The organism is Bradyrhizobium campsiandrae (genome assembly GCF_014529705.1).
Lineage (GTDB): Bacteria > Pseudomonadota > Alphaproteobacteria > Rhizobiales > Xanthobacteraceae > Bradyrhizobium > Bradyrhizobium campsiandrae.
Genome location: NZ_JAANIH010000023.1, coordinates 37410 through 62293, shown reverse-complemented (window position 1 = coordinate 62293; position 24884 = coordinate 37410). Strand labels below are relative to the sequence as shown.

General features: G+C 64.1%; 24 protein-coding genes. 10 read left to right on the top strand and 14 right to left on the bottom strand.

Translation table 11 applies throughout. The annotated features are described in order from the left end of the window. Positions 1-85: 85 nt before the first annotated feature. Complete coding sequence (locus G8O24_RS18660) at positions 86-1117, bottom strand: transglycosylase SLT domain-containing protein (protein ID WP_376708117.1); 1032 nt, start codon at positions 1115-1117, stop codon at positions 86-88. Positions 1118-1156: 39 nt separating this feature from the next. On the opposite strand from G8O24_RS18660, the gene G8O24_RS18655 reads away from it, so the two are divergent. The 3 genes from G8O24_RS18655 to G8O24_RS18645 all read left to right on the top strand — a co-directional run bounded on the left by G8O24_RS18655 (position 1157) and on the right by G8O24_RS18645 (position 3315). Further along, complete coding sequence (locus G8O24_RS18655) at positions 1157-2197, top strand: TRAP transporter substrate-binding protein (RefSeq protein ID WP_188101770.1); 1041 nt, start codon at positions 1157-1159, stop codon at positions 2195-2197. 72 nt (positions 2198-2269) lie between these two features. Then, positions 2270-2908 carry an HAD family hydrolase gene (locus tag G8O24_RS18650; protein WP_188101768.1) on the top strand — a complete coding sequence of 213 codons (639 nt, stop codon included), beginning with the start codon at positions 2270-2272 and terminating at the stop codon, positions 2906-2908. Positions 2909-3024: 116 nt separating this feature from the next. Continuing rightward, entirely contained in the window at positions 3025-3315 is a 291-nt protein-coding gene (locus G8O24_RS18645; protein ID WP_244645896.1) for a hypothetical protein, read from the top strand. Here the strand turns inward: G8O24_RS18645 and G8O24_RS18640 are convergent. Together G8O24_RS18640 and G8O24_RS18635 are read right to left on the bottom strand one after the other, a co-directional pair. Beyond that, positions 3312-4214, bottom strand: coding sequence for an amino acid ABC transporter substrate-binding protein (locus tag G8O24_RS18640; RefSeq protein WP_188101766.1), 903 nt, complete (start codon positions 4212-4214; stop codon positions 3312-3314). The two genes, G8O24_RS18645 and G8O24_RS18640, sit on opposite strands and share 4 nt — an antisense overlap. Positions 4215-4234: 20 nt before the next feature. Then, positions 4235-5557, bottom strand: coding sequence for an aspartate aminotransferase family protein (locus tag G8O24_RS18635; protein ID WP_188101764.1), 1323 nt, complete (start codon positions 5555-5557; stop codon positions 4235-4237). Positions 5558-5749: 192 nt separating this feature from the next. Between G8O24_RS18635 and G8O24_RS18630 the strand changes: the two genes are divergently transcribed. The 4 genes from G8O24_RS18630 to G8O24_RS18615 all read left to right on the top strand — a co-directional run bounded on the left by G8O24_RS18630 (position 5750) and on the right by G8O24_RS18615 (position 9628). Beyond that, positions 5750-6655 carry a LysR substrate-binding domain-containing protein gene (locus tag G8O24_RS18630; protein ID WP_188101762.1) on the top strand — a complete coding sequence of 302 codons (906 nt, stop codon included), beginning with the start codon at positions 5750-5752 and terminating at the stop codon, positions 6653-6655. Between the two features lie 122 nt (positions 6656-6777). Beyond that, positions 6778-7803 (top strand): aldo/keto reductase, encoded by a 1026-nt coding sequence (locus G8O24_RS18625; protein ID WP_188101760.1) that lies wholly within the window; start codon positions 6778-6780, stop codon positions 7801-7803. A 91-nt stretch (positions 7804-7894) separates the two neighbouring features. After that, on the top strand, positions 7895-8056 hold the full coding sequence (locus G8O24_RS18620) for a hypothetical protein (protein ID WP_188101758.1): 162 nt from the start codon (positions 7895-7897) through the stop codon (positions 8054-8056). A gap of 147 nt (positions 8057-8203) precedes the next feature. Then, positions 8204-9628, top strand: coding sequence for an MFS transporter (locus tag G8O24_RS18615; protein ID WP_188101756.1), 1425 nt, complete (start codon positions 8204-8206; stop codon positions 9626-9628). A gap of 78 nt (positions 9629-9706) precedes the next feature. Here G8O24_RS18615 and clpA read toward each other — a convergent pair whose 3' ends face one another. Both clpA and clpS read right to left on the bottom strand, forming a co-directional pair. Continuing rightward, positions 9707-12118 carry an ATP-dependent Clp protease ATP-binding subunit ClpA gene (clpA, locus tag G8O24_RS18610; RefSeq protein WP_188101754.1) on the bottom strand — a complete coding sequence of 804 codons (2412 nt, stop codon included), beginning with the start codon at positions 12116-12118 and terminating at the stop codon, positions 9707-9709. 301 nt (positions 12119-12419) lie between these two features. Continuing rightward, the gene (gene clpS / locus G8O24_RS18605; protein WP_188101752.1) at positions 12420-12752 is read right to left on the bottom strand and encodes an ATP-dependent Clp protease adapter ClpS; all 333 of its coding nucleotides are present in this window, start codon (positions 12750-12752) and stop codon (positions 12420-12422) included. Between the two features lie 485 nt (positions 12753-13237). Between clpS and G8O24_RS18600 the strand changes: the two genes are divergently transcribed. Continuing rightward, positions 13238-14623: a pilus assembly protein gene (locus G8O24_RS18600; protein ID WP_188101751.1), complete on the top strand. Its 1386-nt coding sequence runs from the start codon at positions 13238-13240 to the stop codon at positions 14621-14623. A gap of 71 nt (positions 14624-14694) precedes the next feature. Here the strand turns inward: G8O24_RS18600 and G8O24_RS18595 are convergent, their stop codons facing one another. Beyond that, the gene (locus G8O24_RS18595) at positions 14695-15033 is read right to left on the bottom strand and encodes a phasin family protein (RefSeq protein WP_128966708.1); all 339 of its coding nucleotides are present in this window, start codon (positions 15031-15033) and stop codon (positions 14695-14697) included. Positions 15034-15422: 389 nt separating this feature from the next. Here G8O24_RS18595 and G8O24_RS18590 point away from each other — a divergent pair, with 389 nt between their 5' ends. After that, positions 15423-17243, top strand: coding sequence for a D-alanyl-D-alanine carboxypeptidase (locus tag G8O24_RS18590; protein ID WP_188101749.1), 1821 nt, complete (start codon positions 15423-15425; stop codon positions 17241-17243). Positions 17244-17468: 225 nt separating this feature from the next. Here G8O24_RS18590 and G8O24_RS18585 read toward each other — a convergent pair whose 3' ends face one another. The 4 genes from G8O24_RS18585 to G8O24_RS18570 all read right to left on the bottom strand — a co-directional run bounded on the left by G8O24_RS18585 (position 17469) and on the right by G8O24_RS18570 (position 21255). After that, complete coding sequence (locus G8O24_RS18585) at positions 17469-18194, bottom strand: DnaJ domain-containing protein (protein ID WP_188101747.1); 726 nt, start codon at positions 18192-18194, stop codon at positions 17469-17471. Positions 18195-18258: 64 nt separating this feature from the next. After that, positions 18259-19014 (bottom strand): VWA domain-containing protein, encoded by a 756-nt coding sequence (locus G8O24_RS18580; RefSeq protein ID WP_188101745.1) that lies wholly within the window; start codon positions 19012-19014, stop codon positions 18259-18261. A 119-nt stretch (positions 19015-19133) separates the two neighbouring features. Continuing rightward, positions 19134-19994: an alpha/beta fold hydrolase gene (locus G8O24_RS18575; RefSeq protein ID WP_188101743.1), complete on the bottom strand. Its 861-nt coding sequence runs from the start codon at positions 19992-19994 to the stop codon at positions 19134-19136. Positions 19995-20331: 337 nt separating this feature from the next. Further along, complete coding sequence (locus tag G8O24_RS18570; RefSeq protein ID WP_188101741.1) at positions 20332-21255, bottom strand: division plane positioning ATPase MipZ; 924 nt, start codon at positions 21253-21255, stop codon at positions 20332-20334. 268 nt (positions 21256-21523) lie between these two features. Between G8O24_RS18570 and panC the strand changes: the two genes are divergently transcribed. After that, the gene (panC, locus tag G8O24_RS18565) at positions 21524-22375 is read left to right on the top strand and encodes a pantoate--beta-alanine ligase (protein WP_188101739.1); all 852 of its coding nucleotides are present in this window, start codon (positions 21524-21526) and stop codon (positions 22373-22375) included. Here panC and G8O24_RS18560 read toward each other — a convergent pair whose 3' ends face one another. The 4 genes from G8O24_RS18560 to G8O24_RS18545 all read right to left on the bottom strand — a co-directional run bounded on the left by G8O24_RS18560 (position 22376) and on the right by G8O24_RS18545 (position 24774). Beyond that, positions 22376-22816, bottom strand: a complete 441-nt coding sequence (locus G8O24_RS18560) for a DUF1489 family protein (protein WP_188101737.1) — start codon at positions 22814-22816, stop codon at positions 22376-22378. A gap of 42 nt (positions 22817-22858) precedes the next feature. Further along, positions 22859-23854 carry a hypothetical protein gene (locus tag G8O24_RS18555; protein ID WP_188101735.1) on the bottom strand — a complete coding sequence of 332 codons (996 nt, stop codon included), beginning with the start codon at positions 23852-23854 and terminating at the stop codon, positions 22859-22861. 156 nt (positions 23855-24010) lie between these two features. After that, positions 24011-24202, bottom strand: coding sequence for a hypothetical protein (locus G8O24_RS18550; protein WP_027548146.1), 192 nt, complete (start codon positions 24200-24202; stop codon positions 24011-24013). Between the two features lie 203 nt (positions 24203-24405). Then, the gene (locus tag G8O24_RS18545) at positions 24406-24774 is read right to left on the bottom strand and encodes a YidB family protein (protein WP_188101733.1); all 369 of its coding nucleotides are present in this window, start codon (positions 24772-24774) and stop codon (positions 24406-24408) included. Positions 24775-24884: the final 110 nt, after the last annotated feature.

The window sequence follows — 24884 nt, the reverse complement described above, 5'->3', positions numbered from 1 at the left end:
CGGTGAGGAACTCGCCCTGCATAACGGGCAATGCGAACGGCCACGTCAAGGAAGCCGGCGGCGGGGCTGGCATGCGTGGCACTCCCTACCCGTTCACGCCGCGGTTCTTCAGTACAAAGCAGGCGCCGCCCGCTTTGCGGATGCGGTTGCAGAGATCGTCCGCCTCGGCTCGCGTGTCGGCGCCGATGCGCACCTGGTAGAAGGCGTGCGAACCACGGCTGCGCACGACCGAGCTCAATAAGCTCGGATCGCGGTCGCCAACCACGCTGCTCAGGCGTGTGACGGCGCGGGAGTACATCGCCAGCGCCTTGTTGCGGTCGAAGCCCGCAGCGAGCTGAACGCCCCAGATCTTGGCGGCAGCAAGCTCGACGTGCTGTTCGAGCTCGGCGACGAACGGATTCGGCGCGCGCTTGAGCAGCGCCATCAGGTCGCGGCAGCTTGTCGGCGGTGAGCTCGGCGGGGCCTTCCCGGCGTTGCCGGCCTTGGCCCATGCGTCGACCGTCGTACCGGTGATGGCGTAAACGTAGTTGCGGGTCTGCTCCGGCAGGCCGCCGGTGCCGGCAAGCCATTCCTGCACTCGTCGCGGGCCGGCATTATAGGCGGCAGCCGCGAGCCCGAGATTGCCGAACTGGTTGCGCAGCTCGTTCAAGAACTCGGCCGACTTCGGCAGGGCCTGGACTGGATTGAAGGGATTGAGCAGACCGCGCTCGCTCGCGGTGCCCGGCATGAACTGCGCGATCCCCTGCGCCTGCTCGCCGCTCCTCGTCATGGGGCCCACCGCATCGGCCTGGAAGCGGCTCTCCTGCCAGATCACGCGGGCGAAGAATTCGAGCGGCAGGTTGGCATCGCGCGCGGCCGCCTCCACGATCAGGCAGATCGACTCCCGGGTATCGCTTTCGCGACCATCGGCAGGCTTCTCCGACGGCGTCCCAGGAGTCTCAGGCACTTGGACGCTGGGGGGCCCGGTATCGCTGGGCGGCGGTGCGCCGTCCTCGGCTGCTCCCGCCGTCACCGAGACCAGCAATCCGACGATGATCAGTGACGTTATTCGCGCCGCCCCTGCCCAACCATCATTGTGGCGAGCCCGGGCGCGGTGTGCAACAAGATGATCTGCCATGTCGTGGCGTTGTGCCATGGTTCAACGAGTTGCCAATCGATGCTGCCTGACCTGCTTCCTCCAATGCGCTCCCCCAGCCGACGGATCCATACCATCCTTGCCTTCGCCGCGCTCCTGTTCTGCGCGGCACCGGTCAAGGCGCAGACCGCGCCGCAAAGTGCTACGCAGGCGGTCTGGCGGATGACCACCGAATATCCAGAGAACAACATCTCCGGCATCGGGCTCACCACTTTCGCCGATCGCGTTGCCGCGCGCACAAACGGTTTCGTGACCGTGACCAACGCCTTCGACAATCAGTTGAAGATCAGCTCTGGCGAGATGCCCCGAGCGGCACTGGATGGCCGGATCGCGGGCGGCGATGCCTTTGCTGGCGCCCTCTCGGGCCTTGACCCCGTGCTTGGTTTCTCGACCCTGCCCTTCCTGGTCCAATCGGTCGACGTCGCCCACGCCGCGAATGTGCGCGCGCGGCCTCTCTATGAGAAGGCGCTCGCCACGCGCGGCCTCAAGCTGCTCTATCTGACGATCTGGCCGGCCACCGGCCTGTGGTCGGACCGCGCGCTCGCAGGCGCCGACGATCTGCCGAAACTCAATCTGCGCGCTTACGATGCCAATTCCAGCGAGGTGATGAAGGCGGCCGGTGCGAACGCGCAGTTCCTGCCGATGGACAAAGCGCTTGCCGGGTTGAAGGACCATCAGCTGAACGCGTTCCTCACCTCAGGGGACGGCGGCGCGGGACGCAAGCTGTGGGACTTCCTGCCCCATTTCACAGCTATCAACTACGCGATGCCGGTCTCAATCGCCTTTGTTCGCAGCGAGACATTCGCGGCGTTACCAGAGCCGATACAGCGCGAGGTGCTCGCCGCCGCGGCCGAGACCGAGCAGAGCCAGCTCGCATTGCTGAGCCACCGCACAGCCGAGAATTACGCGCGGATGCGCGACAACGGCGTCCGCATCGCCGAGCCAGCACCGCCATCTCTCCTTGCCGCGCTCCGAACCGCGGCGACGGCCACGATCGCCGCCTGGGAGGCGCAGGCCGGCGCGGATGCCGCCGCGATCGTCGAATGGACCAGGCAGCAATGACGCGGCGGCTCTTGACTTGAGAGGCGATCCCACTAGCAAAGGGCCGGCAACTTTAGCGTAGGCCGACTCCCGATGATGACCATCTTCTTCGATCTCGACGGCACGCTGACCAACCCGAAACCCGGGATCACGCGTTCGATCCAATATGCCCTGGAGCGGTTGAGCCTCCCGGTCCCCAGCGAAGATGAGCTGACCTGGTGCATCGGACCGCCGCTGCACGCGAGCCTGCAAAAGCTCACAGGCAGCGCGGGACTCGCTGACCAGGCCCTTCTGCTCTACCGCGAGCGCTTCAGCGATATCGGCCTGTTCGAGAACGAGGCCTATGCCGGCATCATGGACACGCTGGCGACCCTGGCCGCCGCCACACCACGGATGTTCGTCGCGACCAGCAAACCAGCGGTCTACGCCAGCCGCATCGTCGATCATTTCGGCCTGAAGCCTTATTTCGAGCGTGTGTTCGGCTCCGAGCTCGACGGCACGCGCGTCGACAAGCGCGACCTGCTGCGTTACGCGCTCGACGAGACCGGGATCGATGCCGACAGCGCCATCATGATCGGTGACCGCAGCCATGACGTTGTCGGCGCCCGGACCAATGGCATGACGGCGATCGGCGTGCTCTACGGCTATGGCAGCGAAGCCGAGCTGCGCGACGCCGGCGCGCATCACATCTGCGCTGCGCATCCCGAACTGCTCGGCCACTGCGTCGCATAGCATTTCGGTACCGTCTTCCGCGAACATTTCGGATGTCGCCACGCGACTTCCGGCAACTGCCGGCTCCGGCTCTGACAAGCAGTCGTCACGGCAAGCCTTCGCTTCAGGCGAAGGCAATGCTCGCCAATTCCAGATTGTCAGGTTGTCCCACCTGCATCAGGCTGCCGCGCATGAGGATTCACGCGACGATGTCAGGCTCGGACCTGCTGCTGATCGTCATCGCAATCCGGCTCGCGGCACTGGTCCTGGCCGGCTGGGGCTTGACGCTACTTCCACATCAGACACGCGACGGCGAACTTGTCTGCATCCCCACGTCTGCCGCAAGGATCGAAACCCAACCTGCTGTCACAACGGTCAGTCCACGGCTCGCAGATGCAGCGTTCGACGACATGCGTCTGCGCGACTAGGGCAACAGCGCGTCGCTCGGCGACATAACACGCGCCTTCATCGCTTGGCTCATGGGAAGCTGGAGGTTCTGCCCCTTTGGGGGAATCGGCCGTTCGAACCATTTGACATAGAGCCGATCAAATGCACCGGAGGCCATTTTCTCGCTGATCGCAGCATCGACGAGGGCCTTGAATTCCGGATCTTCCCTGCGGGTCATCAGCCCATAATAGGACGGCGCATACGTCGCAGCCAGCATCCGGAACTCCTTCGGGTCGGACGCGTTTGCGACGAGCCCGGCGACGAGGATATCGTCCTCAAACCACGCCGCAGCTCGCCCCGTGCCGAGCATGAGCAGTGACTCCGCATGGTCCTTGGCCTGGACGATCGTCACGTTCAGTTTCTGGTCATCGATCACCTTCTTGGCGACCGCGAAGTTCAGCGAACCCTGGGTGATGACGATTGTCTGTCCGTCGAGTCCTTTCGGCTCCATCACCTGCGATGAGGCAGATACCAGCCAGCGCGGCGAGGCCACATAGGTCGCGACGGAGAAAGAGACCTGCTTCTGCCGTTCCGCCGTGTTGGTCGTGCTACCGCACTCGATGTCGATCGTGCTGTTCTGAAGCAGCGCAATGCGGTTCGAAGCATTCACCGGAACGTACTCGATCCCGAGCTCAGGTCGGCGCAACACGGCCCTCACCTTGTCGGCAACGGTCGAACAGAGGTCGATCGACAGTCCTGTGGGCTTCTGATCTGCGCCAATATAGGCGAACGGGATGGACGCCTCGCGATAGCCGAACGTGATTTTTCCGACCTCCCTGATCTTGTCGAGCGTTTGGCTGGCTGCCAGCGCGCCCCGAATATCGAGCAGCGCAAGCGAAACGACGACAACAGAGAATGTCAGCGGCGTTCTGCAGATCATGTCGGCCTCCGGAACCGGGTTCAAGCAGCGGTATTTCGTGACAACTCGTCGAGGCTCTCCCTCAAGGCGCGATCCAGGATGTCAACCGCGCGGTCGATCTCCTCATTCGAAACGGTGAGGGGCGGCGCGATACGCCACACCGAGCCACGTTCGGGCCGGCGGCGGATGTTCATGCTCAGCCCGTATTCGAAGCACTTCTTCGTCGTCAGTCCTCCGAGCTGATGCGCGGCGCGGCGGCTGTTGCGATCAGTGACCAGTTCGACGCCGAGCAGAAGGCCCATGCCCCTTATATCGCCGATCTGCTCGTACTTCTGCTGAAGCCCTTCGAACCGGCCACGCAGATAGGCCCCCATGGCGTTGGCGCGCGCGACGAGCTTCTCTTCGGTGATGACGCGCAGCACCGCGAGCCCGACCTCCGCCAGCAACGGGTCGGAGACATGGCTGGTGTAGTAGGTGAAGTGATCCTCGTGCAGTTTGCTTTCGATCGCCTCGGTGGTCGACACCGCCGCGAGCGGGAGGCCGCCGCCGAGCGTCTTCGACATGGTCATGATGTCGGGAACGACATCGAAATATTCGGATCCCGTCTTTGTGCCGATGCGCCCGAACGCAGTCTGCGCCTCGTCGAAGATCAGCAGCATGCCGCGCTCATCGGCTGCCCTGCGCAGCGCTTCCATGAACGCCTTCGGCGGCACCAGCACGCCGCCGGCGCTGATTACGGGCTCGGCGATGATCGCAGCCCCCCGCCCGCTCGACTGCATGTCGAACATCCTCAGCGCAAGCTCGAGATTGGCCAGCGCGGATTCCTCATCGCTCCCCTTCGCGATGTAAGGCCGGTAGGCGTTCGGCTCGGGGATCACGAACACACCAGGCGGCGGCACGCCATAGCCCTTGCGATCGCTCGCCATCGAGACCGAAGCGGCGCCCCCCGTGATGCCGTGCCAGGAGCCGCCGAGGACGAGCACCTCGTAACCGCCGGTGTACATCTTGGCCATTCGGAGCGCGACTTCGGTCGCCTCCGAGCCTGTATTGATGAAAATCGAGCGCTTGAGATCGCCCGGCAGCCAATCCCTCGCCAACACCTGGGCGAGCTCAGCAACGACTTCGGGGATCATCCCGCTGAAGAGATGGAAAGCCTTCTTGCCTGCTCGCTCCACCGCCGCGACGATCGCGGGATGGTTATGGCCGATCGTCGCGCACATCTGCCCCGAGGTGAAATCGAGATACTCACGCCCGTCGCTGTCGGTGACGATGGTCCCTTTCGCCGAGGTGAAGAGGTTGGGGAACACGTCGCCGCCGTACCGGACCAGGAATTCGTCGGCGGCCTGCTTCAGCGCGGAAGTCATGGGTTCTCCTTGGGCAAGCGGAAGCCGCTCGCCGTTGTCGGGTCGGTTTTGGTGGCACGAAGGTGTTGCGTTGGGAGGTTCGCGGTACGAAACTTGCCAGAGCAACGGGGAAATTCGTACCGGGCAGGCATGATGGACGCCAGTTCAAAAAATTCAGCAGCCGATGAAGTGGAGTCAACGGAACGGCCGCGAATGCCGCCGCTGAAGGCGCTGTCGGCGTTTGAGGCCGCCTCGCGCCATGGCAGCTTCAGCCGCGCGGCCGAGGAGCTCGGTGTCACGCCCTCGGCGATCAGCCATCACATCCAAAAGCTCGAAGATTTCCTCGGCGTGCGCGTCTTCTCGCGCCACGCCGGGCGCGCGGTGCTGACTAATGCCGGCCGCCTCTATGCCGGCGAGATCGAGCGCGCGTTCGGAACGATCATGGGCGCAACGCGGCTGGTCGCGCCGCAGTCCCAGCGCAATCATCTCTTCATCGCAAGCGGTCCGAGCTTCGCCGCCAAATGGCTTCAACCGCGGATCGGCAATTTCATCGGCCAGCATCCGGAGATCGGGATCAGGCTGTCGACCATCACTGATCTGCGCGATCTCGAAACCATCCGCTTCGATCTCGCGATTGCCTATGGACGTCCGCCGGTCGTGAACGACAGGCAGATCGAGCCACTGCTCGCCGAGCGCCTGCGCCCGCTCTGCAGCCCGCGGTTGATCGAGCAGCTCGAGCTTCGCGAGCCCGGCGATCTCAGACGCGCCACCTTGATCCATTCCTCGAACGCACTGACCTGGACTGACTATCTGCGTAAGGTCGTCGGCACCAGTATCAAGGCGCGTCACGAATTGTGGTTTGACCGGTCCACGATGGCGATCGACGCTGCGGTTGAAGGCCTCGGCGTCGTGCTGGAGAGCGAGATCCTCGCGGCCGAGGAGCTTGGCAAGGGCACATTGGTTGCGCCGTTCCACCTGCCCAAATTCGAGGTGGAGACAGTCTCCTACTATCTCGTGCGATCGGCCGAAACCAAGGGGCGCAGCCATGTCAGCGCGTTCGAGACCTGGCTGCGCGCGAAGATCTCGGCTGCGAATTTGCAGACGACGAGCGTGGTCTAGCGACGCCGAATCCGCAAAGCAGAGCCGCTATGTGCGCACGCAATGGTGCACCGGGCAGGCTTACATTAACTTCGGCTCCAAAGCCGCGCCAATCAATCAGCGGCTCGCCGAGGAGCAATCTGATGGAATATCGACGTTTGGGCCGGTCCGGCCTCATGGTGCCCGCTTTGAGCCTTGGTACGGGCACCTTCGGCGGCGTTGGCCGCCTTGCGGCCTGGGGAACGACGGATGCGACCGAAGCGCGGCGCTTGCTGGACATCTGCCTCGAGGCCGGCGTGTCGATGTTCGACACCGCCGATGTCTACTCGCTCGGCGAATCCGAGCGCGTCCTCGGTGAGGCCATCAAGGGCCGCCGCGACAAGGTCCTGGTCTCGACGAAGGCGACCTTCCGCTTCGGCGACGGGCCCAATGACGTCGGCTCGTCGCGGCAGCATCTGCTCGCCGCCGTCGATGCTTCGCTGAAGCGGCTCGGCACCGACTATGTCGACCTGTTCCAGCTCCACGGCTTCGACGCTTTCGCCCCGCCCGAGGAGGTGCTCGGAACGCTCGATACGCTCGTGCGCGCCGGCAAGATCCGCTATGTCGGCGTCTCCAATTTTTCGGGCTGGCACCTGATGAAGTCGCTCGGCGTTGCCGACAAGCATGGCTTCCCGCGCTACGTCGCCAACCAGACCTACTATTCGCTTGTGGGGCGCGACTATGAGTGGGAGCTGATGCCGCTCGGCCTCGACCAAGGGCTTGGCGCCGTGGTCTGGTCGCCGCTGGGATGGGGCCGCCTCACCGGCAAGATCCGCCGAGGCCAGCCGAAGCCTGAAGTGAGCCGCCTACCCCAGACCGCCGACTTCGGACCGCCCATGTCCGACGAACACGTCTATCGCGTCGTCGAGGCGATCGACGAGGTCGCCAAAGAGACCGGCAAGAGCGTCTCGCAGATCGCGCTGAACTGGCTGCTGCAGCGTCCGACCGTTTCGACGCTGATCATCGGGGCGCGCAACGAGGCGCAGCTGCGCGAAAATCTCGGCGCGGTCGGATGGTCATTGACCAAGGACCAGGTTGCGAAGCTCGACGCTGCGAGCAAGGTGACGCTACCCTATCCCTACTGGCACCAGCGCGGAACCTTCTCCGACCGCAACCCACCGCCAGTGTAACCCGCTTGTCCGCACGGGTCGGCCTGATTTGAGCTGCATCAATCCGGCCCCTGCGGATCGTGGCATCGTGTTTGCCTCGCGAGGCTGTCCGATGCGCCGATTTGCTATGAAGGCTCTGTTCACGGCCCTCAAGCTCGACCGCGCCGAGAGAGTGCGGATCGACTGGGATCGCCGTGTCCTGATTTTCTCCACGGCCGTCACGATCGGGCTCGTTGGCCTCTACATCTACGGCAAAGTGACCTCGCGCTGGTGAGCCCGCACGGGTGAACCAATCCACGCCGGCAGCGCCGGAAGACCTGCTTCCGGCAAAGGAACCGTCCGTGTCCTGCCGGGTTGCGGTGGTCAGTGCAATTTCCTAATCGAGGGGATCAACACGGCTCGAATCAAGCACGCATCCACCATGTCGTCGTCTGTCCCGATCGAGCATGCCGACGGCCTGCCGCAACCGCAGCGCAATCAGGCGATCCTGACCATTGCGCTCGGCATCACCATGGCCGTGGTCGACAGTGCCATCGCCAATGTCGCGCTGCCGACGATTGCAGCCGATCTGAATGCGAGCCCGGCCTTCTCGATCTGGATCGTCAACGGCTATCAGCTCGCGATCACCATCTCGCTGCTGCCGCTCGCATCGCTTGGCGAGATCGTCGGCTATCGCCGCGTCTACCTGGTCGGGCTCGCGCTGTTCACGCTCGCATCCGCTTTCTGTGCGCTGGCGCATACGCTGCCGCTGCTGACGGTTGCGCGCATCATCCAGGGGTTCGGCGCGGCCGGCATCATGAGCGTCAATTCGGCGCTGGTCCGCTTCACCTATCCGCGCCACCTGCTCGGCCGCGGCATCGGGCTGAACGCGCTCGTCGTCGCCTTCTCCGCCGCCGTCGGGCCGACGCTGGCAGCCGGCATCCTTGCCGTCGGCAGCTGGCCCTGGCTGTTCGCCATCAACATCCCGCTCGGCGTCGTGACGCTGGTACTCGGCCTGCGCAGCCTGCCGCATACGATTGCGGCGAGCCACTCCTTCGACTGGCAGAGCGCTGGGCTGTCGGCAATCACCTTTGGGGTCGGCATTGCCGCGATCGACAGCGTCGGTCACGGCGAGGCGACGATCACCTGTCTCGTCCAGTTCGCGATTGCGATCATCGCCGGCGTGTCGCTGATCTACCGGGAAACACATATGAGGGCGCCGCTGCTGCCGGTCGACCTGTTGCGCATCCCGGTGTTTGGACTGTCGATCGCAACCTCGATCGCCTCGTTCTGCGGACAGATGCTGGCCTTCGTCGCGATCCCCTTCTACCTGCAGAGTCGCTTCGGCTACTCGGCCGTGCATATGGGCCTGTTGATCACGCCATGGCCGATCGCGGTGGCCTTCGCGGCTCCCCTCGCCGGACGCCTGGTCGAGCATTATCCCGCCGGCTTGCTCGGCGGCGTCGGGCTGACGCTGTTCGCCGTTGGGCTTGCGGCGCTCGCTTTCCTGCCCCCGAGCCCGACGCCGCTCGACGTCATCTGGCGAATGGCGCTGGCGGGTGCGGGCTTCGGCCTGTTCCAGACGCCCAACAACCGCACCATGATAGCAGCCGCCCCGCGCGAGCGCGCCGGCGGCGCTAGCGGCATGCTCGGCACGGCACGTCTGCTCGGCCAGACCACGGGGGCCGCGCTGGTGGCGTTGTTCCTCGGCCGCTACCCCATCGACGGAACCCGAATTGCACTTCTCACCGGCGTCGGATTTGCCCTGTGCGGCGCATTGCTGAGCATGCTGCGGCTGTCGCCAGCCGGTGCGCGCGGCGCCGAGCAGGTCCGTGTGCAAGATGACCAGCGCTTGCGTGGCGAGTAGGCGTTCAACGGGACCGAAGTGCGTACCAACAAAAAAGCCGGCTCTTCAGCCGGCCTTTTCCGATTCATGATGTGCCGATCAAACCTTGACCAGCGGGCCCTTCGAGGTCGGGCCCTTGGAGCCGCCGGGGCCGCCCGGCTTGTTAGGCTTACCCGGCGGGCGCTTGCGGGCGCCGGGCAGCTTTTCCTGCTTCGGCGTAACCGGTCCCTCGACGAACTCGAAGCCGATCTTCTCCTTGGTCTCGTCGGCCTCGTCCTTGACCAGAACGACGCGGACGTGACCGCCGCCTTTCAGCTTGCCGAACAGCACCTCATCAGCCAGCGGCTTCTTGATGTGCTCCTGGATGACGCGTGCCATCGGCCGCGCACCCATCTGTTCGTCATAGCCGTGCTGCACCAGCCAGGCCTTGGCGGGTTCGGACAGCTCGATGGTGACGTCGCGGTCGCCGAGCTGCGCTTCGAGCTGAAGCACGAACTTCTCGACGACGGTCCCGATCACCTCGACGCTGAGATGGCCGAACGAGACGATGGCATCGAGACGGTTGCGGAATTCCGGCGCGAACTGCCGGTTGATCGCCTCGTGGTCGTCGCCTTCCCGCTTGGAGCGCGTGAAGCCGAACGCCTGCTTGGCGAGATCCGCCGCACCCGCATTCGTGGTCATGATCAGGATCACGTTGCGGAAGTTGACCTGCTTGCCGTTGTGGTCGGTGAGCCGGCCGTGATCCATGATCTGCAGCAGCACGTTGTAAAGATCAGGATGCGCCTTCTCGATTTCGTCGAGCAGCACCACGCAATGCGGATGCTGATCAACGCCATCAGTCAGAAGACCACCCTGGTCGAAGCCGACATAGCCGGGAGGCGCACCGATCAGGCGCGACACGGTATGCCGCTCCATGTACTCGGACATGTCGAAGCGCAGCAGCTCGACGCCGAGAGTGGCCGCGAGCTGTTTTGCCACTTCCGTCTTGCCGACGCCGGTCGGACCTGAGAACAGATAGCAGCCGATCGGCTTCTCAGGCTCACGCAGGCCCGCGCGGGCCAGCTTGATCGAGGCAGCGAGCGATTCGATCGCCTTGTCCTGCCCGAACACGGTGCGCTTCAGCGTCTGCTCGAGGTGCTTGAGCACCTCGGCATCGTCCTTCGACACGCTCTTCGGCGGGATCCGTGCCATCGAAGCGATCGTGGTCTCGATCTCCTTGATGCCGATCGTCTTCTTGCGCTTGTTCTCGGCGACCAGCATCTGCGCCGCGCCTGATTCGTCGATCACGTCGATCGCCTTGTCGGGCAGCTTGCGGTCGTGGATGTAGCGCGAGGACAGCTGAACCGCCGCCTCGATCGCCTCATTGGTGTATTTCAGCCGGTGGTAGTCCTCGAAGTAAGGCTTGAGGCCCTTGAGGATCGCGATGGCGTCCTCGACCGTCGGCTCGTTGATGTCGATCTTCTGGAAGCGCCGCACCAGCGCGCGGTCCTTTTCGAAGTGCTGCCGATATTCCTTGTAGGTGGTCGAGCCCATGCAGCGGATCGTGCCCGATGCGAGCGCGGGCTTGAGCAGGTTCGAAGCATCCATCGCGCCGCCCGACGTCGCGCCGGCACCGATCACGGTGTGGATCTCGTCGATGAACAGGATGGCGTTGGGATGCGCTTCGAGCTCCTTCAGCACTTGCTTCAGGCGCTCTTCGAAATCGCCGCGATAACGTGTGCCCGCGAGCAACGTGCCCATGTCCAGCGAGAACACGGTCGCTGCGGCCAAAACCTCCGGCACCTCGCTATCGACGATGCGCTTGGCCAGGCCCTCCGCGATCGCGGTCTTGCCGACGCCGGCCTCGCCCACGAACAGCGGATTGTTCTTCTGTCGGCGGCACAGCACCTGGATCGCCCGGTTGATCTCGGAATTGCGTCCGATCACCGGATCGATTTTGCCGTCGCGCGCCTTCTTGTTGAGGTTGACGCAATAAGTCTCGAGCGCCTCGCCCTTCTTCTTGGCGTCCTCGGCGCCCTTGGTCTCGGTCTCCTCGTCGACGCCACGAACGGGGCGCGCCTCGGACACGCCCGGCCGCTTGGCGATGCCGTGACTGATGTAATTGACCGCGTCATAACGCGTCATGTCCTGCTCCTGCAGGAAGTACGCGGCATGGCTCTCGCGCTCGGCGAAGATTGCAATCAGCACGTTGGCGCCGGTCACCTCTTCGCGACCTGACGACTGCACGTGGATGACCGCGCGCTGAATCACGCGCTGAAAACCGGCGGTCGGCTTGGCGTCATCGGCGCCGTCCGTCACCAAGTTTTCGAATTCGGTCTCAAGATAGTTGACAAGGCTCGTGCGGAGCTTGTCGAGATCGACGCTACAGGCGCGCATGACCGCGGCTGCATCGGAATCGTCGATCAGGGAGAGCAAAAGATGCTCGAGCGTCGCGTATTGGTGATGACGCTCATTTGCGATCGCCAGCGCACGATGCAGGGATTGTTCAAGGCTTTGGGAAAAAGTCGGCATTCGCGTCCTCTATGGCCCCCACCATCATGATCGCCATCGCCCGGTCAGGCAACAACAACCTTTGTCACATATAGTTATACAAGATCGCGGCGAAAGACCGGTTCCGCGACTCGTCAGCTCGGCACCTGCGGTATTTTCGATGCAAAACCCGTTCCGATTTGGGCAGGATTCTTAGACAGATTCCGGCCGGCGCGGATTTCCGTAGTTTTGCCGATGGCCATGGGGAATCACGCCGGTACGCCACACGGAGACATCACGCGACAAACACGTGCGACAAAGTCGGGCAGGCTTGTACCGCGCCTTACTTCTTTTCCATCACGCATTGCAGCGGGTGCTGGTGCTTGCGGGCGAAATCCATCACCTGCGTCACCTTGGTCTCGGCGATCTCGTAGGTGAACACGCCGCACTCCCCGATGCCGTGGTGGTGGACATGCAGCATGATTTTGGTCGCGGCCTCGACATCCTTCTGGAAGAACTTCTCCAGCACGTGGACGACGAATTCCATCGGTGTGTAGTCGTCGTTCAGAATCAGCACACGATAGAGGTTCGGCCGCTTGGTCTTCGGTTTGACCTTGGTGATGACGGAGGTGTTCGGACCCGTCGGGCCTCCGGAAGGGTTCTCATCATTGCTCATCCGGGGAGCGCGGGCGGCGGCAGCCGCGGACAGGTCGAGTCTGGAAGTCAGTTGCGGCATGGCTCAGGCGTTCATATTCCCCACGGAAGCGTACGGCGGTCCGCCGCCCAGCCCCTCACTCGGGAGCCTCGCGCGGGCGCATCGCCCAGTTGGATCACCGCTTCCCACCGGTCCGGTCAGGGCCGGATCGGTTGCTGGGAATATGGCCCCGCCCCCGGCTCGCCGCAAGCGTGCAGAGGTCCAGCCGATACGGCCGCTGCGGTCCCGATTCCCGGTCCGGGCGATCCTGGGCGAGGTTAATCAATCCGGACCGATTTGACAAAAATTTCCCGTCGACCTGTTCAGAACGTGTTGACCAGGAACCTTACACGAAAGCGGCTGTGGTGGTTTGGCGCGGGATACCTCCGTCTTTCTACGGTTCAATTTACTCACCATTCAAGGGTGTGGCGTGAGATCGGGCAAAATCACAGATCTCGGGGACCGTCATGTTTCGCCTGCCCGTTGTCAGCCGCTTTGGACGACAAATCGCCGGTTTCGTCGGGGCCGAGCAAGGCAATATTGCCGTGATCTTTGCCATCGCGCTCGTCCCCGTCCTGGGCTTCGTCGGCGCCGCCGTGGACTATAGCCGAGCCGTCCAGGCCCGCTCCTCGATGCAGGCGGCGCTGGATTCGACTGCGCTGATGCTGTCGAAGGACCTGTCATCCGGCACCATTACCACCGCGCAGATCAGCACCAAGGCGACCGCCTATTTCAACGCCTTGTTCACCGACAAATCCGCCCTGCCAAACGTCGCGGTCACCGCAACCTACACGGCCAGCACGTCCATGGGCTCGACCATCCAGGTGACGGGTGGCGGCAGCTTCACGACCACCTTCATGAAGATCGCCGGCTATCCGACGCTCGACATCAACACCTCGTCGACCAGTGCCTGGGGCATGACGCGCATGCGCGTCGCCATGGCGCTCGACAACACCGGCTCGATGGCCCAGAGCGGCAAAATCGGCGCCCTGCGCACGGCCGCCAGCAACCTGGTCGATCAGCTCAGCGCGCTCGCGAGGACCAATGGCGACGTCTACATCTCGGTGGTCCCGTTCGCCAAGGACGTCAATGTCGGCAGCACGAACTACACCCAATCGTGGCTCGACTGGACGGACTGGAACGCCGCCAACGGCACCAGCACCTGCACCGCGCGCAACAGCTGGGGTCAATGCACCAGCTCGACCTGGACGCCGGCCAACCACAATACGTGGACCGGCTGCGTGACCGATCGCACCCAACCCTACGACACGCAGAACACCACGCCGACGACCAGCAATATTGCGACGTTGTTCCCGGCCGACGAGTACTATGAAAACGGCCAATATTACTGCAAGAGCGGCAACAGCCCGCAGCTCCAGCCGATCATGCCGCTGAGCTACGACTGGACATCGATCAAGACGACGATCAGCAACATGCAGCCCACCGGCGGTACCAACCAGCCGATCGGACTGGCCTGGGCGTGGATGACGCTTCAGCAGAGCTCGCCGATGAATGCGCCCGCCCTCGACAGCAACTATACCTACAAGCAGGCGATCATCCTGCTCTCGGACGGCCTCAACACCGAAGATCGCTGGCCCGCCTACGGCAATGGCAACACCCAGTTCAACGGCTCGATCGACGCGCGGCAGAAGATCCTGTGCGACAACATCAAGGCCCAGGGCATCACGATCTACACGGTACAGGTCAACACCGGCTCCGATCCAACCTCGACAGTGATGCAATATTGCGCGAGCAGCAGCGACAAGTTCTTCCTGATCACGTCGGCCAACCAGACCGTCTCGGTGTTCCAGAGCATCGGCACATCGCTGTCGAAACTGCGCGTGGCACGCTGACAGTACCGTCGCGCCAAACGAAAAAGCCCGGCTGGTTCAGCCGGGCTTTTTGATTCCAGAAGTTCGGAGGATTACTGGGCGGCCGGGGTGAACTTCGACACGACGGTCTCGACCGGCTTGAATGCCTGCTTGGCGAGATCACTGTAAAGGCCGGCGATCTTCTGCGATTCCGCAACGAAGGTCTCGTAGGCGGAGCGGGCGAAATCGGTCTGGGCCTCGAGAGCCTTGTCCAGCGACTTCACGCCGGAGAGCTTCTCGACGAAGGACTTGGTGTCTTCGAACGACTTCTTGGTGTAGTCGCCATAGGCGCTGGCGATCGCCTGGAGGCCGTGCTGCACCGAGGTCGCGGAGGCAACGCAGCTCTCGAAATGCTCTTTCCCGTAGTTCTGAAAGTCTTCAACCTTGAACATCTTGGAATCCTTTTTCCCTGGCTCGTGTCCGGAAGCCCCGGCTCCCTGACTCTGCCCACAAATAGTGCAACGCACAAAAAAGTCAAGAATCTTGTGCGACGCACAAAAACAGATGCAAGTTACGGAGATTCCCGGGCTTTCCCGCAAGAGTTCCTTAAGCTTTTGGAAACCGCGGCCCCCTACCCTGATTCCCTGGAAATGTTCGCCTTCCGCAAACGGTCAAAAGCCGTTTGAGAACATCACCTTAGCCAGAACAGCGGCTCAGGCCCAACGTCCCCCGCGGTGAGCATCAACGGAGGGACAGCCTGAGCAGGTAATGATCCCGGGTCCGCAGGGCACAATTTCGCCTCACGAGCCGGTGATCAAGTCACAAACGGGGACGGGGTTCCATGCTTCGTAACAACTGGTCTTCCTCGCGCTTGGCGCGGGTCGGCGTTTTCGGGCTTCTGACGGTCACGACGGCCGTCATCTTCACGACCGATGCAGCCGACGCCCGGCGCTATCGGCGCCACTACGCACACCACCGGGTGCAGCGTGAAGCGTCCGAGAGCTCCAGCCCGAAATTCGCGTCGATCATCGTCGACGGCAATTCCGGCGCAGTGCTCCAGTCGAACAATCCCGACGGGCTGCGCCATCCCGCCTCGCTCACCAAGATCATGACGCTTTATCTGCTGTTCGAACGTCTGGAGTCCGGCAAGATGAAGCTCGACACCGAGCTGCCGGTGTCCCAGCACGCAGCCGACCAGGATCCGACCAAGCTCAATCTGCGCGCCGGCCAGACCATCCGCGTCGAGGACGCGATCAAGGGTCTCGTTACCCGCTCCGCCAACGACGCCGCCGTCGTGATCGCGGAAGCGATCGGTGGCGACGAGGATGATTTCGCCGCGATGATGACGCGCAAGGCGCGCGCGCTCGGCATGTCCAAGACGGTCTATCGCAACGCGAACGGCCTTCCCAACGACGAACAGGTCACCACCGCGCGCGACCAGGCGACGCTCGGCCGGGCCATCCAGGAGCGCTTCCCGCGCTATTATCGGTATTTCTCGACCACCTCGTTCAGCTGGCGCGGGGAGCAGATCCGCAACCATAATCACCTGCTCGGCAGCGTTGAAGGCGTGGACGGCATCAAGACCGGCTATACGCGCGCTTCCGGCTTCAACCTCGTGACCTCGATGCGTCGCGGCAACCGCCATCTGATCGGCGTGGTGCTGGGCGGCCGCAGCGGCGGCTCGCGCGACGCAATCATGCGCAACCTGCTCGCCGAGAACCTCGAGAAGGGTGCGACCACCCACACGGTTGCCGCGGTGACCGAGCGCAACAGCGCCGACGCCGGCAGCGAGGTCGCCGACGCATCGGAGACCCCGGCTCGTCCGACTGCGCCGGTCCAGGTCGCGGCCGCTCCTGCTCCAGAGGCAGTCGCGCCGCGTCCGGCTTCACGGCTGTCGGCGCTTGCCAATGCGACCGCCGCAATGCCCCCGGTTCAGGCCAAGCCTGAAGCCAAGCCCACCGAGTCCAAGATCGAGCCCGCGCCGCTGACCAATGGCGTGATCGCGAGCCAGCCGCTCGCCCTGATCCCGGGCTCGTCCGAGCCGATGAAGCCGGTTCGGGTCAAGACGGTTCAGGTCAAGGCTGGCGCGGTGAAGGTCGCGTCCGCCACTCCGACGCAAGTTGCCCCGCAGGTCACCAACACGATTTCAGCCCGCAGCGACATTGCCGAAACTTCCGGCGCTGTTGTCGCGAGGGCCGACGTCATTAACAAGCCGGAGCCGGCCAGGACCGAGGTCGCCCGCACCGAGCTGCCGCAGCAGCCGGCGGGCTTTGGTACCGGCAATGGCGTCCTCGGCGTGCTGCCGGCAGCGACCGCCGCTGCGCCGGCGCCCGCCCCGGCCGCCAGGCTGGCCTCCGCCGATCCGGCTCCGCAGCCGATCCAGATGAGCGCGACCACCAAGCCGGTCATCACCCACAGCGGCTGGATCGTCCAGGTCGGCGCGCTCGAGAGCGAGAGCGAGGCCCAGCAGCGAATTGAAGCCGCGCGCAGCTCGGCCCGCGGCCTGCTCAGCAAGGCCGATCCGTTCACCGAGCCTGTCGTCGCCAGGGACAATCGCAAGCTCTACCGCGCCCGCTTCGCCGGACTCGAGCGCGACGAAGCCGAAGCGGTGTGCCGGACACTGAAGCGCGCCGACATCTCCTGCATGACGGTCCGCAACTGATCTATCTCATTCTTCCCGGCAAAATGCCCGCGCCTTGCGCGGGCATTTTTGCTTTTGGCAGCCGCTGGCGCCGGAAGCTGTTCCGCGACAACCTCTCGTCAAGAATTTACGGTTAAAACTTTGCTCAAGGGATCGACCACGCCGACAATGGCGGGCATCGGGGCGACGGCAAACAGAGCCAAACGGAGCTCACACGGTACGGGCGTTTGTGGCGTGGTGCCGGAGTTAGCCGTTATGCGTACGAAGCAGAGTATCCTTGGCCTCGTTTACCCGGGCAGCGAGGTACGTCGAGCCCCCCTGGTCGGGATGCAGTTTCTTCATGAGGGATTTGTGCGCCCGGCTGATGTCGTCGCGCCCCGCTCCCGGCTGCAAGCCAAGGATCTGATAGGCTTCCTCCGCCGTCATTTTGCCGCTCGCCGCCGTGCGGCGCTGCCCCCCTGCCGCGTCGCCTTGCGCGTTCTGACGCCAAGCGGGAAACCGGCGGTCCAGATAGCTTTCAAGTAAGGCCACGCTCTCGGCGTCGAACGCCGGGACCATCGCCAGCAAGCTTGCAAGATCGAACTCATCGAGATTGCGCCCGGCGTAAGGCCCCGCGACGATCTGGCCCGAGAGCTGGCCGGACTCGTGATCGAGCCGCATGTCCAGGAATTGCGAGCGCACGCGCGAGCTCTGGCCGGAGGAGCGCGTTGCGCCACCGCCGAACAAGCCCCCCATAGTCCCGAATCCCGCGTTGGCCAGAGGCGTCCAACCGAGCAGTCCGGCCCCGAAAAGCCCGAGCGGGATCGCGACCGCCAGCTCGCCCCTCAAACCGGTGAAGGCCGCCACCGCGAGCGCGACCACGCCGCCGCCAAGTTTGACGGCGCGCGCCAGCACCGCCGGATTGGCCGCGCGGAACATCTGGAGCAACAGATAGAGCGTGATAATGGCGACAAGGCCGGCGATCAGAGTCATGGCCCGAATATAGTCGTCCAATTCTCAAAAAGCATGCTGCCGCGGCGAGCCGGAAGCGCCGGTCTCACTTCATCTGGCCGATCAGCTTCGCCGCACCGCTCGCCGTCTTTGCCAATCGCAGCAATGCCTCGCGGCCGCCGGCGGCATAGGCCGCGGCGGCCCGCAACAGCTCCCGTAACTGCGCCGCCGCGCCCGGATCGAACCGGCACCAGGCGCCCCCCGTCAGACGCGCGATCTCGCGAAACGCCTGCTCGGCAACCGCGTCATGGCCTTCCTGAAACAGAAAGACGGGCACCTTCAGCATGCCGAGTTCGCCGGCCTTGGCGCAAAGCGCGTCGACCTTCTCCTCCATGGCATCACCGACGAAGACCACGGCACGCACGCCGGATGCAACCGCCTCGCGCCTCGCGTCGGTCAGCACCCGGCCGATCTGCGTATCGCCACCGCGGCAATCGATCTTGCTCATCAACGTCGCGAGTTTGCCACTGTCGGAGATCCACCCGGTCGCGCGGCATTCGTTGTAGCCGCGATAATAGACGAGCCGGATGTCGAGGCTGCCGAGGGCCGCAGCCTCGCGAAACATGTCGGCCTGAAGCGCACAGGCCATATCCCAGGTCGGCTGCCGGCTCATCGTCGCATCCAGTGCAAAGATCAAGCGGCCCTTGGCGCCGGGGGCGTGCGGCGACAGCGCGCGCGCCTTGGCGACAAAGGCAGCGACGTCCTCCGAGCTCGACGTCGTTGCCTGGGGCAACGCGCCGTCGCTTTCGGCTCTGGCCGATACGGCATCGCTATTGCGCGGTTTGATGGGGTCGCCCGGCATCCGAGGTCACACTTGGTCTTACGTCACCAATGTGGATAGCATGCCCTGCCCGATCAATGAACAAAGCCTCCGCAGGTGGGAGCCGGCGGAGGCTTTTTGAACGTTGAGGCTACGGACGATCAGCTCTTGGCGGGGGCCATCAGTGCGACCGGACCGGGCTCCAGGATCTTGGGCGGAGCCGAACGCGTGTCGACCGGCGCTATCGAGCTGTCAGTGTCGCTCAGGAATTTATCGAGCATGCCCTGGATCGAGTTCTTGGCGTCGTCAGGGCCGGTGTCGCGCATGTCGTTGTGCTGGAAATCAGTCTTCACGACCTGAATACCGGCCTTCTCGCACTCCTCGTCCGTCGGGATCACGCCCGGATCGGTCTTGAACTGCGGATCGTGAGAACGGAACGACAGGATCTTGAATTTGCCCGCAGTCACGAACGGGACGCGGAGATTGTCCAGCGTCACAACTTTCTTGACCTCGTCCGGATACTGCTTGGCGAAATACATCGTGATGTCGCCGCCCATGGAATGGCCGACCATCGTCACCCTGGAATAGTCGGCGTTGGGCTGAACCTTCTTCATCTCCTGCATCGCCAGATGGATGTTGGCGACGCCGCGCAGGATTTGCGGCAGACGGCCGACATAGAGCTCGCCGGGCTTGGTCACCATCGGCGGATCGGTCGGCAAATCATGTTGCGGGCTGACCACGAGGTAGCCGCGCGCGGCAAATACGTTGGCGAGGAATCCGTACTCGGTGTTCTTGACGGTGTTGCCGTGATTGATCACGGCGACAGGCAGCGTGATCATGCCGGCATTGGCCTGCATTTCCTTGTCGCGACGGACCGCGACGTCGACAGGCACGGGACGATTGTCGCGCGAAGCATCGTAGAAAGTGACGGTCTCGTGCTTGATCGCCCACTTGCTCGCCGTGAAATAGGCGACGCCGCAGAGGGCTCCGACAGAAACCAGAACGGCAATTCCACGCTTCATTTTCGTCCTCAGCCTCAGGCCTTGCGGCCTGATCCCTGTTGAAAATCGTGTTCGAGGAGCTCTCCGGCCCCTTCGCGCCTATTCCCTAATATATGTCACAGGCGCGTGACAGGAAGGCTAAATATTGTGATCCGGCAGCCCTTTCATTGTGCGACGCACACGTTTGGTAGGCACCCTGTTCTGATACCGCTACGCCCGGATGCATCCGACCATTCGACGCAACCCGTCACCACCGGGTTCGATTTCCCGGTGAATGCATGGTGAAAACAAACGTCGGGTACGCCGGGTTCCCGCGGGAACCTGCAATTATGATCATCCGGAAGTAGCGTCGTACCGCCTAGACGCCAAGGATGTCGTGGAGCTCGAGCGGCTTATCCACCTGGCTGAACCACTCGGCGCGATTTGCCGCACGGCGCCGGCCACGCTCGTCGAGCGGCAGCTTGAGCTGACGCAGCAGTCCCGTCACCTCTTCCCGCGCGGTGAGATGGCCGAGATTGGGCCGCATGCCAAGCGTGGCCTCGTCGATTTCGTCGAGCGCCGTGAGGCCGCGCGGGAAAAACTCGCGGTAGACGACGCGTTCGGCGAAGCCGTCGACGTAGCGAAAGCCGAGCCGCAGCGACAGATCCTTCAGCCCGTCGGCGACGAGTTGCTTGTTGCGGGACCCGAGCATCGACAGGCGGTTGCGCACCACGATCCAGTCGGTGGTCGAGCCGTCGAGCTGGCGGCGCTTGCGCCTGACGTCGCGCACCATCTCGGCGTAATGACTCTCGCCGGTTACCGCGTAGTTGGCGGGATCGACGGTGCCGAGCACGTCGAAGTCGAGAAAGCTGTCGTTGATCGGGGTGACGAGCGTATCGGCCATCGAATGGGCCAGCCGCATCAGATAGCTGTCGGTGCCGGGCGTATCGATGACGATGAAGTCAAAACTGCTCTCGACCGCCGAGACCGCCTCCATGAATTGCTGGAACTCGGAGTTCTCGTTCTCGGCAATCTGCATGGTCTCGCCGAGCTTGATGCAGCGATGCACCGGGAGCTCGAGATCGAGCTTGGTGCGGCGCGCCCAGGCGGAGCGGTTGTTGATGTAGTGGGTGAAGCTTTGCTGGCGGCAGTCGAGGTCGATGGTGGCGACGCGTTGGCCGGCCTTCAGGAGCGCAACCGCGATATGCAAGGCGGTGGTCGATTTGCCGGAGCCGCCCTTCTCATTGCCGAGCACAACGACGTGCGCCGAGCCCGATTGGCTTTGGCTGGCCTGCACAAGCATGGCGATCCTCAACACCCCTTAAGCAATATCTTCGAGTTGGCCGCGTCTGCGGTCAAGTGAAATGCGTGACAGGAAATGCAAATCGATGTGCGTAGCTCTTCATCATGAATCGCACCGCCGCTTCTAGTCTGTGATCCAGCCCACAATGGCGAAGACATCCTGCGCGGCACTGCGCGGGATGCTGTGCCGCATGCCGATGCATGGCGTCCACGACCGCCGCTTGTTAAGGTTAGCCGGCCGCGCCCTTCCTCAACCTTCCCGAGTTCTGATGTCACCAAGCCCCTTGATCGCCCGCACGGTGCCCGCCCTGCGACGCGCCGTCGACAATCTTCGCAAACGAAAGGCCACGATCGCGCTGGTGCCAACCATGGGGGCCCTCCATGACGGGCATGTGTCGCTGGTGCGCCTTGCCAAACGGCGCGCCAGCCGCGTCGTCGTATCGATCTTCGTCAACCCGACTCAGTTCGCCCCATCAGAGGATTTCGGCGCCTATCCCCGTACCTGGAAGTCCGACATCGCCAAGCTCGCGGCCGAGGACGTCGACATCGTCTGGCACCCGGGCGTCGAGGCGATGTACCCCAGCGGCTTTGCGACCCGCATCGTCCCGGAGGGGCCCGCGCTGGCCGGCCTCGAAGACCGCTTCCGGCCGCACTTCTTCGGCGGCGTCGCCACCGTCGTCGGCAAGCTGTTCACGCAGTGCCGGCCGGACCTTGCGATCTTCGGCGAGAAGGACTTCCAGCAGCTGCGGGTGGTGACGCAGATGGCGCGGGATCTCGACCTCGGCGTCAAGGTCATCGGCTCCCGCACGGTGCGCGAACGCGACGGGCTCGCGATGTCCTCACGCAACGCCTACCTCTCGGCCGAGGAACGCGCGATCGCCCCTGCCCTTTACCGCGCCATGAGGCACAGCGTCGGGCAGATCCAGGCCGGCGAAGCCATCGCCAGCGCGATGGCGGGAGGCGCCAAGGCGATCAAGGCGGCCGGCTTTGCCCTCGACTATTTCGAGGTGCGGCATGCCGAGACGCTGGCCCCGGTCACCTCACGCAAGGACGGGCCGCTGCGGATCCTGGTCGCAGCCAAGCTCGGCACGACGCGGCTGATCGACAATATCGCGGTCTAGTTACAGCAGCCCGAGATCGCGCAGTTCGCGACGCATCGGCTCCGGCATGGCCGCGATGGTGCCTGCGGCGGACTTGCCGAGATCGGGCGGCACGGCATCGTCCGTGAGATAGCGCCAGCCCTGGAACGGGCGCATCGGCCGCGGCGAAACCGAGATCACCTTCGGCTGCATCACGATCCGGCAGCGCCCGATGCCGTCCTTGTCGCGGAACGGCTCGATGCCGATGATCTTTTCCCGCGCGGCGATCTCGCCCTTGATGACCCAATAGAGCGAGCCGCCCGACAGAATCTCGGCGTCGCGCTTGGGCACCATGCGGGTGATGTGGATGTGGTGTTGCGGCAGGCCTTTTTTCTTGGCCGTCTGCATCCGTTCGGCCACCCACTCCTTCAATTCCTTGACGGAGTCGCAGCCGACGGCAAGCTTGATCAGATGGAGTGGCATGGCCCAGCATTAGCGGGCCAGGCGCAGGTTTTCAAAGCCGAACTAGTCGTTATCCGCAGCCGCGGGAGCCGAGGCTGGGGGCGGCGCGAGCGGAACCGGCGCAGCGGCAGGTGCGCGCGCAGCCTTCGGCGCCGGCGGCTTCTTCGCAGCCGGTGCGGCAGGCGCAGTGGCCTGGGCCGAGGTTGCTGCCGGCGCGCGTGGCGCTGGGGCCGCGGCCGCATTGGCGGCCGGTGCCTGGCGCGTGGCAGCCGTCGGCGGCTCCGGATTCATGATGCTCACCGGCGGGGTCGACGAGGCGCTCGGGAACTCGGCATTGGTCGGCTTGCCCGTCGGCATCGAGGGCGGCAACACGGCGATCGAATTGGGCGGCAGCGCCCCCGGCGCCGCAGCAGGCGCATTCCAGGTCGGCGCGTAACGCGCGACCAGCTGATCATAGAGATGGGTATCCATGTTGGCAGCGACCTGCTGCTGATCGCTCAGCGAGCGGAACGCGGCGCAATCGAACTGGGTGCAGCCGTCGCGCGCGACCAGCACCTGGGCGACGAGGCCGTAGCGATCACGCTCCAGGGACTTGCGCAGCACCTTCGTCTCGAGGGTCAGGCTCTTCTCGGCGGTCGCGGCATCGCCGAGCGCGGTCAGGCGGTCGATGCGGGCAGCGGTATAGGCAACAGCCGCCGCCGCCGCATCGGGCGCGCCGAACAGCGCCTTCTCGCAGCCGATGGCGACGGCATCGCCCGCGAGGTCATCGAGGCACGCCAGCGCCGGCAGGGTCGCGGTCACCGTGGCTTGGGTGCGGGCGTCCGCAGTCGAGGTTTCGCGCGCCACCGGCCCATAGATGCGCATCGTGGCGGCCACCGCGATGCCGATCGAGAGCAGCGTGATGACGGTCAGCGCGCCGTTGGCAACCGATTTCTCGGCACGCACGAGCGTGATCAGCAGGATCAATCCGAAGAAGCCGGCCGCGGCCAGCGTCATCCACATCGGGAATGCCGGCGAGCGCCAGATTTGGTCGAGCGACGAGGCCCAAGCCCAGTTCATGCGCGATGTCCCCTCACGCGAGCAAAGAGCTGATGGTCAAGCGAGCACCGCGAACCGGCAGCTGCCCCTGGCCACCTTGCCAAGGCGAAGCGGGCCTTTTGACGGCGAGCGGAGCAAATTCGTTCGCAATGTCAATGCGTCGGCGCGGTCAGCGCGTTACGAGAGCGCGAGCTGGCTTTCCTTGGCGACCCGTTCGAAAGCTTCGGTCGAGCTCTTGATCCGGTACTGGCAGTCGTCGCCTTCCGTCGGCAGCAGGCGAATGATCTCGTATGAGCCACTCGCAGCCGGGCGCGCGACGTTGCTGGCAGTGAATAATACGCGCGTTCCCACGGGGAATTTATGCTTCAACGCCCATCTCCATCACTCAAACAGCGCCGGCCGTGCCCAGGGTCCCACTGCGACGGACCGGCTGAATACCCGGTCCGACCTATAGCACGCGGTGCGGCGTTCTGGCCAGCGATATCAGACCTGGCAAATGCACAAATCCTGCAGTTTTTTCAGGATGATAGAAGCCGAACCCGGCATCCGGCGATACCGTCGGGAACAGCCGCTCAGGCGCCGTGGGGCAGATGGCCCTGCGGGCTCGCCTGATCCACGGCCTTGGGCAGCTCCTGGGCCAGGATCTCGCCGAGCTGGTCGACCGGGATATTGTAGCGCGCGGCGAGCTGCCGGACGGTGTCGTTGCCGAGCACGGCGCGGAGCTGGTCGGCCGAGATCGGCAGGTTCTGGCCATTGCCCAGCCAGGATTTGACCTGGTCGCCAAAGCCAGCCTGCTGAAGCTTGGCAACGATCGCGCCCAGGCCGCCCTGATTGTTGCTGCCGAGCACCTCGTTCAGCACGGCCGGCAGCACGGCGGCTCCGAGCTGGCCGAGCGCGCTGCGCAATGCGGGGTTATTCTCCAGTGAGTCCAGAAGTCCCATGGCCATCCCTCTCCTGAGCCGTGTTGCCTCGATTGAGCGCCGCCAGCCGGCACGCCGTCAAGCCGCGCGCAATCACATTTCGAGCGAGCATGATCTCGTCGCAGAACCGG

Bases quoted from the DNA above. Each gene is read 5' to 3' on its own strand.
- G8O24_RS18580 (WP_188101745.1), bottom strand. From the start codon at position 19,014: ATGCCGGGCGACCCCATCAAACCGCGCAATAGCGATGCCGTATCGGCC.
- G8O24_RS18585 (WP_188101747.1), bottom strand. From the start codon at position 18,194: ATGACTCTGATCGCCGGCCTTGTCGCCATTATCACGCTCTATCTGTTG.
- G8O24_RS18660 (WP_376708117.1), bottom strand. From the start codon at position 1,117: ATGGCAGATCATCTTGTTGCACACCGCGCCCGGGCTCGCCACAATGAT.
- clpS (WP_188101752.1), bottom strand. From the start codon at position 12,752: ATGAGCAATGATGAGAACCCTTCCGGAGGCCCGACGGGTCCGAACACC.
- G8O24_RS18595 (WP_128966708.1), bottom strand. From the start codon at position 15,033: ATGTTCAAGGTTGAAGACTTTCAGAACTACGGGAAAGAGCATTTCGAG.
- G8O24_RS18615 (WP_188101756.1), top strand. From the start codon at position 8,204: ATGTCGTCGTCTGTCCCGATCGAGCATGCCGACGGCCTGCCGCAACCG.
- G8O24_RS18575 (WP_188101743.1), bottom strand. From the start codon at position 19,994: ATGAAGCGTGGAATTGCCGTTCTGGTTTCTGTCGGAGCCCTCTGCGGC.
- G8O24_RS18625 (WP_188101760.1), top strand. From the start codon at position 6,778: ATGGAATATCGACGTTTGGGCCGGTCCGGCCTCATGGTGCCCGCTTTG.
- G8O24_RS18645 (WP_244645896.1), top strand. From the start codon at position 3,025: ATGCTCGCCAATTCCAGATTGTCAGGTTGTCCCACCTGCATCAGGCTG.
- G8O24_RS18555 (WP_188101735.1), bottom strand. From the start codon at position 23,854: ATGAACTGGGCTTGGGCCTCGTCGCTCGACCAAATCTGGCGCTCGCCG.
- G8O24_RS18560 (WP_188101737.1), bottom strand. From the start codon at position 22,816: ATGCCACTCCATCTGATCAAGCTTGCCGTCGGCTGCGACTCCGTCAAG.
- G8O24_RS18545 (WP_188101733.1), bottom strand. From the start codon at position 24,774: ATGGGACTTCTGGACTCACTGGAGAATAACCCCGCATTGCGCAGCGCG.
- G8O24_RS18630 (WP_188101762.1), top strand. From the start codon at position 5,750: ATGCCGCCGCTGAAGGCGCTGTCGGCGTTTGAGGCCGCCTCGCGCCAT.
- G8O24_RS18640 (WP_188101766.1), bottom strand. From the start codon at position 4,214: ATGATCTGCAGAACGCCGCTGACATTCTCTGTTGTCGTCGTTTCGCTT.
- G8O24_RS18600 (WP_188101751.1), top strand. From the start codon at position 13,238: ATGTTTCGCCTGCCCGTTGTCAGCCGCTTTGGACGACAAATCGCCGGT.
- G8O24_RS18655 (WP_188101770.1), top strand. From the start codon at position 1,157: ATGCTGCCTGACCTGCTTCCTCCAATGCGCTCCCCCAGCCGACGGATC.
- G8O24_RS18620 (WP_188101758.1), top strand. From the start codon at position 7,895: ATGCGCCGATTTGCTATGAAGGCTCTGTTCACGGCCCTCAAGCTCGAC.
- G8O24_RS18590 (WP_188101749.1), top strand. From the start codon at position 15,423: ATGCTTCGTAACAACTGGTCTTCCTCGCGCTTGGCGCGGGTCGGCGTT.
- G8O24_RS18570 (WP_188101741.1), bottom strand. From the start codon at position 21,255: ATGCTTGTGCAGGCCAGCCAAAGCCAATCGGGCTCGGCGCACGTCGTT.
- G8O24_RS18635 (WP_188101764.1), bottom strand. From the start codon at position 5,557: ATGACTTCCGCGCTGAAGCAGGCCGCCGACGAATTCCTGGTCCGGTAC.
- clpA (WP_188101754.1), bottom strand. From the start codon at position 12,118: ATGCCGACTTTTTCCCAAAGCCTTGAACAATCCCTGCATCGTGCGCTG.
- panC (WP_188101739.1), top strand. From the start codon at position 21,524: ATGTCACCAAGCCCCTTGATCGCCCGCACGGTGCCCGCCCTGCGACGC.
- G8O24_RS18650 (WP_188101768.1), top strand. From the start codon at position 2,270: ATGATGACCATCTTCTTCGATCTCGACGGCACGCTGACCAACCCGAAA.